Genomic DNA, 12,032 nt, shown 5'->3' on the forward strand with positions numbered 1-12,032 from the left:
CAATTTTTGCAAACAAAAACTCCTGTTAAAAAACGTTGCATGATGCTTATCATGTTTTATCATGAACGTTCAATTTACTTTTGCATAGATAAACAAAGATTATTCCACCGAAGCCGTTTTTAAATTAGAATACCATTAGAATTGCATTAGAATTTATTCAGTTTTATAGTTGACCCGCCGGATTATGGGTGAAACCTGGCGGGTTTACCTTGTTTTAAGCCCTGCCTCTCCCGATAGCTATCGGAACTCCTGAAGGGGAGGGGGCAGCTTCACTCATACATTTATGCCATAAAAAAACCGCCACACTTTCGTGCAGCGGCTGTATTTTGACTCAGCGGCTAAGAAGCTTAGCAACTCAGTAGCTTTTTAAACCAACGGATGCCTTGTCATAGCAGCAGGTTGCGCTATGCTCATCAGCTTAAGGATGGTAGGGGCTATGTCGCCCAGTACACCGTCGTGTACTTCCTTAATATCATTATCTACCACAACAAACGGAACCGGGTTGGTTGTATGTGCTGTGTTAGGGCTACCGTCAGGGTTTATCATGGTTTCGCAGTTACCGTGGTCAGCTATTACAAGGGTAGTGTAGCCGTTAGCCAGGGCAGCCTCAATAACGCCTTTGGCACATTCGTCTACCGCTTCGCAGGCTTTTATTGCAGCTTCAAATACACCGGTGTGGCCTACCATGTCACCATTGGCAAAGTTAAGGCACACAAAATCCACCTCACCTTTTTGCAGTTCAGGAACCAGCGCATCCTTAAGTTCGTAAGCGCTCATTTCAGGCTGAAGGTCGTACGTGGCTACTTTAGGCGAATTGCGCAGTATACGGGTTTCACCTTCAAAAGGCTCCTCACGACCTCCTGAGAAGAAGAACGTAACGTGTGGGTATTTTTCAGTTTCAGCTATACGGATTTGTTTTTTACCGGCCTTGCTCACCACTTCGCCCAGCGTTTCGGTAAGGTTGTCCTTGTCATATATAACGTGTATGCCTTTAAAGCTGTCGTCGTAGTTTGTCATGGTAACAAAGTACAGCGGCAGTTTGTGCATGTTTTGCTCGTGTATGTCAAACTGGCTTAGCGCCTCAGTAAGCTGGCGGCCCCTGTCGGTACGGAAGTTAAAGAAAATAACCACATCATCCGGGGCTATGGTAGCAAGAGGGGTCTGCCCGTCTTCGGTCATTACTATCGGCAGGATAAACTCGTCGGTTACACCTTCAGCATAACTTTTCTTGATGCTTTCCACTGCGTTAGTACTCGGTATGCCCAGGCCGTTAACCAGAAGGTCATAGGCAAGTTTTACGCGTTCCCAACGCTTATCGCGGTCCATAGCGTAGTAGCGGCCTACAAGGCTGGCCAGTTTTACCGGCGTGTCCTTAATATAGTCTTCAAGGTCGGCTATAAACGCGGCGCCCGATTTAGGGTCTACATCGCGTCCGTCGGTAAAGGCATGGATAAACACGTTGTCTACTCCGGCATCTTTAGCGGCAGAGGCTAGCCCTTTAATATGGTTTATGTGCGAGTGTACGCCACCGTCTGAAACAAGGCCCAGCAGGTGTACTTTCTTGTTGTTTTCTTTGGCATAAGCAAAGGCTTCGGCAAGTGCAGGTTCCTTTTCTATGCTTTTATCTTCTACAGCCAGGTTTATCCTTACAAGGTCTTGGTACACAATGCGGCCTGCACCCAGGTTCATGTGGCCCACCTCGCTGTTGCCCATCTGTCCTTCAGGAAGGCCTACATTAAGCCCGTCGGTACGAAGGGTGGCATGCGGATATTTTTGTGGCAAACTGTTTATAAACGGAATATTGGCATTGTCCGGTGCCGATACCTTCGGATCTGGCGATAATCCCCAGCCATCCAGTATCATTAAGATAACTTTTTTATTCATCTTCAGTTAATTATGTGTCTTTAGGAATGTTGTGCATTATATGCAGAATAATGCGCGCTAAAGTTACTGTTTTTAAACTAAAATCTGTTTACGGAAGATTAAACTTTAATACTTGTCATAAAAAAATGTTAACCCCTTAACAATAAGTGGCACCATCCTTGCGTTAGGTTAGTCCGATGAAGATGGAACGGCACAGGATAGGTATCCCTGCCAAATGAAAATGTTAAATTATTGATTTTAACATCGTTGCGTTTGGATTTTAAATTTTTCTTAACGTATTTAGCGGCGAGGTTAAATAAAATGAGAGGAGAGTTCTAATGGTTTACAATTTTTTTACGTCTGTACTGTTTTTATTAAGTTCTTTTAATGCCCCTGCGCCAAAAACAGAAACACCGGTTACACCCGAGGTAACCAGCCTAACCGAAACGGAATTGTTGTATAACACTATCAACGCACATTCTGAGTCTATGCCTGCCTACGACTGTTTCCAGAAAGCAGTAGCAGGGTACAACCTACTTAAAGGTAAAGGCAAAATTAAAAAAGACCTGCTTACGGTTATCGATTTCACCCAGTCATCTAACACCAAAAGGCTTTGGATTATAGATATGGCTACCTGCACGGTGCTGTATAACAGCCTTGTGGCTCACGGCCGTAACAGTGGCGATGAGTTTGCTACTGACTTTAGCAATTCTGATAGCTCATACAAAAGCAGCCTTGGTTTTTATGTTACCGGCGAAATTTACAACGGCAAGCACGGCCAGTCGCTTAAGCTTGACGGCCTTGAAAACGGCCTTAACAACAATGCCCGCGGCAGGGGAGTGGTAATGCACGCTGCCGATTATGTGAGCGATGCCTTTATCAGGGCGCACCACAGGTTAGGCCGCAGCCAGGGATGCCCTGCCATACCGCAGGAAATCACGACGCAGGTGATAAACCTTATCAAAGGCAAATCATGCCTGTTTATCTATCACCCGAGCTACAATAAAGTATCAAAGATCTTGTCTTAGTTTTTTATATAGCGTTTTATCGAGGCTGTATATATCATCACGAAACTGCAGCCCGTCTTTATCCATCCAGGCCGTCCAGTATAACTGGTGTACCTGGATGGATTTTTTTATGTATACATTTTTGGTTTCGCCTTCTGCGGTAACCTGGTCTATTTCTTCACGTGTCCATTTTTTATTCTGGTTGCCCAAAACGTACTCGGCCAGCTTCAGTGGGTCTTCCACACGTACGCAGCCGCTGCTCAGTGCGCGGTAGTGGTACGCAAAAAGGTCGCGGTGGTTGGTGTCGTGCAGGTATACACTATACTTACTATTAAAGTTAAACTTAACCAACCCAAGCGAATTATCATAGCCCGGTGCCTGTACGTAACGGTAGTTGTTGTATTTGGCAGGGTTCCAGTCTTCCGGTGAAATAACGTTGGTATCCTTATAAATGGTCATGTTATGGCTGGCGAAGTACCCCCTGTTTTTGGTGGCAGCCGGGGTAAGGTCTTCTTTAATAATAGTTGGCGGCACTGTCCAGGTAGGGTTTAGCACCACAGCATTTATAGCCGATTGCAGTACCGGGGTTTTACGCTCGGGTTTACCTACCACTACATTGTAGGTTTGTACGGTGTCCTTGCCGTTTTCTACCACCGCCATTTTATAATCGGGGATGTTAATGAGTAATGCCTTATTGCCAAAATCATACGCAAACCACCTCCAGCGCTCCAGGTTGGCAGTAACCTGTTCGCGGCGCTTGTCTCGGCTTATGTTCAGCGCGGTTGCGGTGCGTTCATTTACCGTGCCGGTTACTGATAGCCCGTGTCTTTTTTGGAAACGCCTTACGGCTTTGGCAGTAGCTTTATCGTAAGTGTTGGTAATGGTGTCGGCTTCAAGGTCGCCCCAGTAGTGCAGCCGTTGTTTAACAATACCCACCATTGCCGATGAATCGTTCTTTTTTATGGTGTGGCTCCATTCTACTTTTGGCAGGTCTTTATCGTCGGGAAGCTTGTTAAGGCTGGCAAGGCTGCTGCGTAGGCTGTGATATATGGCGTGGCGTGGACGGCAACGGCTTATGGCGTCTTTAATGTCGTTGTTTTCTATCGCTTCGGTAAGCAATTTTACCGCATCAAAAGGCTTGTCGGGCAATGCCCAGTTGCCGTACACATCGGCAGGGCGCAGTTTGCCTTTAAACAAGTGGGTCGATGCTCTTATAAAGGCTTCGGTAAGCATTATATCATAACGCTTGGCCTCGTCTTCCGATATGGATTGTAGTTTCTCGAAATCTTTCAGGTAATCCAGGTGGTAATCCTGCGGATTAAGGCCGTCTGCTGCAAGGTTGGCAATTTCGGTTTGCAGGGCAAGGCGGTCTTTGGCATTCACCCAAATGGTGGTATTATCGTGAGAAGCATAAAACGTACGCACTTCTTCGCCTGCAGATTTAAAAATATTTTCCGGTAGGGGTAGTGGGGTATTTTTAAGGTAGGCGGTATTTTCGGGTTTATCGGGCGGGAGCATGTCTTTCCTCCCCATGTTGTGGCATGAGGTAAGAGTTGCCAGCAGCAACACTATACCTGATATACAGGCAGCTTTTTTCATAGTTTCGAAATGATTGGTTATACATCGAAATACTATGGCTATGCCTCAGGTCCCGGTTTTAGGTTTCAGGGTGCTCCGCGAGCAGGCTTATCGTTGGCCGGGTTTCCGTGGCGGTGCCACACTAATTTCTTAATAAAGGTAGCGAAAGGGAATTGTAAACTCTTAAAAATCAGTGTTTATTTTTTGTTAAATTCTTAAATGAGAGACTTGTTTTTGAGCATCTCATAATTCGATATCGCCTAAACCGCCTGAATACGGGTGATTACAGGAAAAACAGCATGATATTTTACCTCGGGAAATTTATTTTTTGACAAATATGTTTGGTAACAGTTTCAAAATAAATTGGTTAAATTGGATGGTTTTGTTTTGTGTAATTTTTTTACACAAACACTTGCACATGCGCGAAAATATTGCATATATTTGCACTCACAAATGCGGAAGTAGCTCAGTTGGTAGAGCTCCAGCCTTCCAAGCTGGTTGTCGCGAGTTCGAGCCTCGTCTTCCGCTCCAAGAGCAAAGCCCGATACGAAAGTATCGGGCTTTTTTATTTGACCTCACCCCGGCCCTCTCTCCGAAAGGGGTGGTTTTGCTTGTGCTTGTCTATGAGTGGAGTAATCTGTTTACCCTGCATTCAATCCTATAATTAAGAATAGAAATATAAAAAGCGATGCTAATAGGAATAGCTGATATTTGTATATAATTCGAAGTCTTTTGTATTTGTTTAGGGTTTTGGTTGTGTGTTTTATTCTATCCTTGTTGCAGTTCGGATATTTTAATTCAGAAACGCATTGTTCATATTTGATTAAAACTGCATCAGGGAGCTTATTTCTGATTTTTGCAACCTCACCTTTCGTTATAGAGTTCCATCTATTTACTTTTAGTTGAATTTCTAATTGTTGAAGAATTTTGATAATCTCTTTTTCCTTGTCTGGAATATCAATCAAGATAATTTGGTCGATTGCATTGATTACGGCTTTGTCCAATAAATACAAATCTTTTTGTTCTAAATCCTCTTGTATGAAGTCTATTTTCTTTTGATTTAATTCATTCGAACTTTTTTTTGTTTTGAGTATTCGTGTTTCGATATGGCGTTGAGTGTTTATCACCATAAACAAGGTTTGAGATTGCTTTCCCTGTATCTCTTCCAACTTGTCGTTTTAATGAGTCTAAAAAATTCCCCATATTATTATTGTAGTGATTAGTTTCGGTGCCTAAAATATAAATTTTAGGCATATAAAAAAGGCGGTAAGAAATTCTTACCGCCTTTTTTATATAGGGGCTATACCTAACCGGTACAGCTAAACTGTGTCTTAAGCTTCAAATGGAAGTATCGATACATAAGATTTGTTGTCTTTCTTCTTTTGGAATTTAACAACACCGTCCACTTTCGCGTGAAGCGTGTGGTCTTTGCCCATGTATACGTTTTCACCAGGGTTGTGCTTAGAACCTCTCTGCCTGATAATGATATTACCGGCAATGGCAGCCTGGCCGCCAAAAATCTTAACGCCAAGACGTTTCGATTCTGATTCCCTACCGTTCTTAGAACTACCTACACCTTTCTTGTGAGCCATGATGTTTTGGGTTTAAAATTGTTAGTAATTAATGCTGTACTTTCAGCAATTTTGTTTTTTCTGAATTTAAGATTACTTAACGATAGAAGTGATTTCTATCTGTGTAAGAGACTGGCGGTGGCCATTCTTTACTTTGTAACCTTTCCTTCTTTTCTTTTTGAAAACAATAACTTTGTCTCCTTTAACGTGCTGAAGCACTTTGGCTTCTACTGAAGCACCTTCTATAGCCGGGGCGCCAATGGTAATGTTGCTGCCATCTGCAACAAGAAGTACTTTCGCGAATTTAACCGCGTCGCCTTCATTGCCTTCAAGACGGTGAACAAATACCTTCTGGTCTTTGCTAACTTTAAACTGCTGCCCTGCTATCTCTACGATTGCATACATAACAATATGGTTTAAATAATAATTTTCAAGGGTGCAAATATACAACTTATTATTTATCAGTCAACCACAGGCTGAAAAAAATACGGTTTTATCGTAATTCTTCTGTTGCTTAACGTAAAAGGATAAAAAAAATTAGTTTTATGTAACATTTTGCCGAACTTGCATACCTATAAACCTGAATTAATAATCAACGTTTTTTATGAAAAAATCCGTAATGGCTTTGGGTTCACTTTTGTTGCTTGGCGCTTCTGCCTATGCACAGAAAGTGGAGTTTGAAGAGTATAACCTGGACAACGGGCTGCATGTAATCCTGCAGCAGGACAAGAGTGCGCCGGTGGTGGTTACTTCGGTAATGTACCACGTGGGAGCAAAAGACGAGAACCCGGAAAGGACCGGTTTTGCCCACTTTTTTGAGCACCTTCTTTTTGAAGGTACAGAGAACATTAAAAGGGGGGAGTGGTTTAAGATTGTAACTGCTAACGGCGGTAACAACAATGCTAACACTACAGAAGACCGTACGTACTACTACGAAGTATTCCCTTCAAACAACACCGAGCTTGGCCTTTGGATGGAATCAGAGCGTATGTGGCACCCGGTTATCAACCAGATTGGTGTTGATACACAAAACGAAGTAGTGAAAGAAGAAAAACGCCTTCGTTATGATAACAGCCCTTACGGACAGCTTATTCCGCAGGTAAAACAGAACCTGTTTAAAGTGCACCCGTACCGCTGGACAACTATTGGCTCTATGGATCACCTTGATGCTGCAAAGCTTACTGAGTTCCAGGATTTCTTTAAAAAATTCTACATCCCGAACAATGCGGTGCTTGTGGTAGCCGGTGACTTTGACAAAGGCCAGGTAAAAGAGTGGATAAACAAATACTTTGCCCACATACCAAAAGGTACTCCTATTACACGTACTAAAGCGCAGGAGGCTCCTATCACGCAAACCATAAACGCTACGTTTGAAGACCCGAACATCCAGTTGCCAATGGTAGTGGCTGCATACCGTACACCGGATATGACAACCCGCGAAGCCCGTGCACTTGATATGCTTTCGTCTGTACTTAGCGGCGGTAAAAGTTCAAGGATGTACAAGAAAATTGTAGACCAGGACAAAAAAGCCCTTCAGGTAGCTGCGTTTAACTACAGCCAGGAAGACTACGGTTCATACATTATATATGGTATACCGCAGGCGCCTCACACCAGCGAGGAAATCATTGCTGATGTTGATGCTGAAATAAAAAGGGTTCAAACTGAGCTTATTTCTGAAAAAGAATACCAAAAGCTTCAAAACGAGTTTGAAAACCAGTATGTAAACAGCAATACAAGTGCTGAAGGTGTGGCTAATAACCTTGCTACTTACTACCTGCTGTACGGCGATGTTAACCTTATTAATACTGAGATAGACATCTACCGCAAAATTACACGCGAGGAAATAAGGGAAGTGGCTAAGAAATACCTTAACCCTAACCAGCGCCTTATCCTTAACTACGTTCCTGCTAAAGATAAAGCCCAAAACTAAGCATACCTATATTATATATAAGACATCATGAAAAAAGTTATATACCTGTTAGCCGGACTGGTTTTTTCGGTTTCGGCGCTTCAGGCACAACAGGTGCCTATGCCTAAACCAGGTCCGTCGCCTACAACTAATGTAGGTAAGCCGCAAACATTCGAACTTAAAAACGGCCTTAAGGTGCTTGTCGTGGAAAACCACAAGCTGCCAAGGGTTTCATATTCACTTACGCTTGATAACGCTCCTTACGCCGAAGGCGATAAAAAAGGTGTTAGCGACATGCTAAGTGCAGTAATAGGTGAAGGTACTAAAACCATCAGCAAAGACAAGTTTAACGAAGAAATAGACTACCTGGGCGCAAGCATCAACTTCTGGGATAGCGGTGCTTCTGCGAGCGGTCTTTCTAAGTATAACAACCGTATCCTGGAGCTTATGGCAGACGGCGCACTAAACCCGCTGTTTACCCAGGAAGAGTTTGATAAGCAAAAAGCTAAGGCTATAGAAGGCCTTAAGAGCGAAGAGAAAAACGTACAGGCTGTTGCCGGCCGTGTGCAGGGTGCGCTTATTTATGGTATTACACACCCAAGTGGTGAGTACGTAACTGAGGCTACCCTAAACAACGTAACGCTTGAAGATGTTAAGCAAAACTATGCTACTTACTTTGTGCCGGGTAACGCTTACCTTGTTGTAGTAGGTGACGTGAAGTTTAAAGACGTTAAAAAACAAGTAACAAAACTGTTTGGTTCATGGGTAGGTGATAAGGCTCCAAATGTAAGCTACAGCGACCCTACAGATGTACAGTTCACGCAAATCAACTTTGTAGATATGCCGAATGCAGTACAGAGCGAAATTGCTGTGGCAAACGTTACTAATCTTAAAATGACTGACAAGGAGTACTTTGCTACACTACTTGCTAACCAAATCCTTGGTGGTGGTGGCGAAGGCAGGCTGTTCCTTAACCTTCGTGAGGCCCATGGCTGGACGTATGGTGCGTACTCATCAGTAGGTGGTAACAAATACGTGAGTAACTTTGATGCTTCTACTTCAGTGCGTAACGTAGTTACGGATAGTGCTGTTGTAGAGTTGATGAATGAAATCAAAAAAATAAGGACTGACCTTGTTACTGATGAAGAGCTTAAAGTGGCTAAAGCCAAATATATAGGTAACTTTGTAATGCAGGTTGAGAAACCGGCTACAGTAGCACGTTATGCGCTACTTACACAAACTCAGGGCCTTCCTGCAGATTTCTACCAGAAATATATAGAGAACGTAAACGCTGTTACAGCTGAAGATATCCGTAACGCTGCAAAGAAATATTTCTCTGCCGACAGGTCGCGTATCGTTATTGTGGGTAAAGCTGCTGATGTGCTTCCGGGTCTTGAAAAACGCGGTATTGCTATACAGTACTTTGATAAGTGGGGTAAAAAAGCTGAAAAGCCGGTGCTAAGCAGGCCTGTTCCTGCCGGTGTAACTGCTAAAACAGTGCTTGATGGCTACATTAAGGCTGTAGGTGGTGAAAAGGCTGTTAAGGCTGTTAAAACTGTTTATACTAAGGCTACAGGTAGCATACAAGGTACTACATTGGAACTTACTTCTAAGGTGGCAGACCACAAGCAGTTTGTGGAAATGAAAGCTATGGGTATGAGCCTGTTTAAGCAGGTTGTAAACGACAAGGCTGCTTACAAAATGCAACAGGGCCAGAAAGAGCAAATCACAGGCGATGAGCTTAAAGAAATGCAGGCCAGTGCTGTGCCGTTTGAAGAGCTTGGTTTCCTTACTGATAAAGAAATTAAACTAACTTCTGTAGAGCAGGTTAATGGTGCCGATGCTTATGTGATTAAGAAAGGTGATGCCAGCTACCTTTACGACGTGAAAACAGGCTACAAAGTAGCTGAAATGCACGAGTCAAATGAAGGTGGTCAGAAAGTGGTTCAAACTACTTACTATTCTGATTACAAGGATGTAAAAGGTGTAAAAGTACCGTTTAAAGTTGTAATGAACATAGGTATGGATCTTGAGCTTACTGTAGGTGAAGCTAAGATAAACGAAGGTGTTACACCTGCTGATTTCCAGTAATCAATTACGGTTATAATACAGTAAAGGCTGCCCTCGGGCAGCCTTTTTTGTTTTCTCTGTAAAAACCGGAAAATGTATTATTTGTTGGGTTTTATTATCAGTGCTGTGGGGTACTTTTTACGGATGTCAACCAAGGTTTTTTCGGCTTCAATTTTAGATTTATAGCTTCCTACCCATACCTTGTAGGTAGGGCTTTCAAAAATTATAGTGCCGTCAGTGTTTTTAAAATCACGTTTAAAATCCTGCAGGGCTTTGCGTGCTTTATCGTTGGTGCCGTAGAAAATCTGTATCTTATAACGGTCATTTACCGTAATTGAAGCATTGATTTTGCGTTTTTCGGCCAGTAGCTCCTCAAAGCGGCTATCCTGCTGTACAGATACGCTGTTTTGTGCGTTAACTTTTGTGTGGCAAAAAGCCGATAAAACCAACGCGGGGAAAACATATTTAAATGTTAAAAATCTCATAATGAACTATCTTTGCAACAAATGTACAATTATTATTTCTAAAGGCTTTCTTAAAGGTTATTTAGAACTATTATAAATTGCCCAATAAGGCTTGTTTAGGGTTTGAGAATATGACATAAGTCGTATTTTTGTGGAAGTTTTTGAAAAAAGTATAGTTTATAACAATTATACATTGTAAAAATCGTACCAAACTTGTCGATAATCATTACTAATATGAAAAAAGTGGGTAACCATTCTCCGATTTCAAGAATTTTAATGTTCTTCCTGGCGCTGTCGCTAACTTTTTCCCTTTCTACATTTGCCCAAGATGCGGCTGCGGCTCCTGCTGCTGCCCCGGCTGAAGCGGCTGCGGCACCTGCTGCAGGTGCGGGTGACCCTGCAAAAGGTAAAGAGCTGTTTAACGCGAATTGTGCTGCCTGTCACAAGCTTGATGCTGCCTCTACGGGTCCGGCCTTAAGGGGTGTAGCTGATAAGCACGACAGGGCGTGGATCTATAAATGGGTTCACAACAGTAGCGATCTAATCAAATCAGGTGATGCTGAGGCGGTTAAGCTTTTCGCTGACAATGATAAAAAAGTGATGACTGCGTTTCCGCAACTTAGCGAGGCAGACATTGATAACATAATGGCGTTTACCTCTCAGCCGATGGAAAAGCCTGCTCCTGCGCCGGGCGTTACTCCTGGCGGTAACGGTGGTTCTGAAGGTGGTGCTTCTCAGGTGATTATCCTGGGTGCGCTTATCCTTGTGCTTGCAGTGCTTATCATCATGCTTGTGCTGGTAAACAAAACGCTTAAGAAAGTGGCTGCTGCCAATGGTGTAGTGGTTGAAAAAGAGCCTTCAATATCAGTATGGCAGGCTTATGTTAAAAACCAGTTCCTTGTATTGGTTACTGTAATCCTTCTTGTGCTTGCATCGTCTTACATGCTTTACGGCTGGTTGATGCAGGTAGGTGTAGATCAGGGTTACCAGCCGGTGCAGCCTATCCACTTCTCGCACAAAATACACGCCGGTGATAACGGTATCGACTGTAAGTACTGTCACTCTTCTGCAAGGGTAAGTAAGACTTCGGGTATACCATCGCTTAACGTGTGTATGAACTGTCACAAAAACATTTCAGAATTCACAGGTGATAAAGATTCTATCTACGACCGTTCTAAAGAATTCTACACTGCTGAAATCCAAAAAATATACGACGCTGTAGGTTGGGATAAATCTGCCCAGAAATACACTGGTAAACAAAAGCCGGTGAAATGGGTGAGGATTCATAACCTTCCTGACTTTGTGTACTTCAACCACTCTCAGCACGTTTCTGTTGCCGGGGTTGAGTGTCAGAAGTGTCACGGTCCTGTTGAAACATTTGAAGTGATGAAACAGCATTCTCCGCTAACCATGGGCTGGTGTGTTAACTGCCACCGCGAAACAGAGGTTAAGGTAGCCGGTAATGAATACTATGAAAAAATCCACGATGAACTTGCTAAGAAATACGGCGTTCAGAAGCTTACTGCTGCCAACATGGGCGGTACTGAGTGTGGTAAATGTCACTATTAAT

Annotated in this window: 10 protein-coding genes and 1 tRNA gene; 5 read left to right on the top strand and 6 right to left on the bottom strand. The window is 43.1% G+C overall.

The window, feature by feature from the left end:
• Nucleotides 1–366: 366 nt before the first annotated feature.
• Nucleotides 367–1,884: a 2,3-bisphosphoglycerate-independent phosphoglycerate mutase gene (gpmI, locus tag ACZIX4_RS11650; protein WP_463335812.1), complete on the bottom strand. Its 1,518-nt coding sequence runs from the start codon at nt 1,882–1,884 to the stop codon at nt 367–369.
• A gap of 317 nt (nt 1,885–2,201) precedes the next feature.
• Between gpmI and ACZIX4_RS11655 the strand changes: the two genes are divergently transcribed.
• Nucleotides 2,202–2,891, top strand: coding sequence for a murein L,D-transpeptidase catalytic domain family protein (locus ACZIX4_RS11655; protein WP_463335813.1), 690 nt, complete (start codon nt 2,202–2,204; stop codon nt 2,889–2,891).
• Here ACZIX4_RS11655 and ACZIX4_RS11660 read toward each other — a convergent pair.
• Complete coding sequence (locus tag ACZIX4_RS11660) at nt 2,874–4,469, bottom strand: L,D-transpeptidase family protein (protein ID WP_463335814.1); 1,596 nt, start codon at nt 4,467–4,469, stop codon at nt 2,874–2,876. The two genes, ACZIX4_RS11655 and ACZIX4_RS11660, sit on opposite strands and share 18 nt — an antisense overlap.
• A gap of 434 nt (nt 4,470–4,903) precedes the next feature.
• On the opposite strand from ACZIX4_RS11660, the gene ACZIX4_RS11665 reads away from it, so the two are divergent.
• Nucleotides 4,904–4,979, top strand: a tRNA-Gly gene (locus ACZIX4_RS11665).
• A 110-nt stretch (nt 4,980–5,089) separates the two neighbouring features.
• Here ACZIX4_RS11665 and ACZIX4_RS11670 read toward each other — a convergent pair.
• The 3 genes from ACZIX4_RS11670 to rplU form a co-directional block, all read right to left on the bottom strand.
• Complete coding sequence (locus tag ACZIX4_RS11670; protein ID WP_463335815.1) at nt 5,090–5,617, bottom strand: hypothetical protein; 528 nt, start codon at nt 5,615–5,617, stop codon at nt 5,090–5,092.
• Between the two features lie 162 nt (nt 5,618–5,779).
• A complete protein-coding gene (gene rpmA, locus ACZIX4_RS11675; RefSeq protein WP_463335816.1) occupies nt 5,780–6,040 on the bottom strand; it encodes a 50S ribosomal protein L27 in 261 nt (86 codons plus the stop codon).
• Nucleotides 6,041–6,112: 72 nt separating this feature from the next.
• Nucleotides 6,113–6,424, bottom strand: a complete 312-nt coding sequence (gene rplU / locus ACZIX4_RS11680) for a 50S ribosomal protein L21 (protein WP_463335817.1) — start codon at nt 6,422–6,424, stop codon at nt 6,113–6,115.
• Nucleotides 6,425–6,623: 199 nt separating this feature from the next.
• Here rplU and ACZIX4_RS11685 point away from each other — a divergent pair, with 199 nt between their 5' ends.
• On the top strand, nt 6,624–7,949 hold the full coding sequence (locus ACZIX4_RS11685) for a M16 family metallopeptidase (protein ID WP_463335818.1): 1,326 nt from the start codon (nt 6,624–6,626) through the stop codon (nt 7,947–7,949).
• Nucleotides 7,950–7,976: 27 nt separating this feature from the next.
• Entirely contained in the window at nt 7,977–10,019 is a 2,043-nt protein-coding gene (locus tag ACZIX4_RS11690) for an insulinase family protein (protein ID WP_463335819.1), read from the top strand.
• Nucleotides 10,020–10,096: 77 nt separating this feature from the next.
• Here ACZIX4_RS11690 and ACZIX4_RS11695 read toward each other — a convergent pair whose 3' ends face one another.
• A complete protein-coding gene (locus ACZIX4_RS11695; protein ID WP_463335820.1) occupies nt 10,097–10,483 on the bottom strand; it encodes an SPOR domain-containing protein in 387 nt (128 codons plus the stop codon).
• Between the two features lie 213 nt (nt 10,484–10,696).
• On the opposite strand from ACZIX4_RS11695, the gene ACZIX4_RS11700 reads away from it, so the two are divergent.
• On the top strand, nt 10,697–12,031 hold the full coding sequence (locus ACZIX4_RS11700; protein WP_463335821.1) for a c-type cytochrome: 1,335 nt from the start codon (nt 10,697–10,699) through the stop codon (nt 12,029–12,031).
• The last annotated feature ends 1 nt before the right edge of the window (nt 12,032 follow it).

It is taken from the genome of Flavobacterium niveum, from assembly GCF_055231775.1.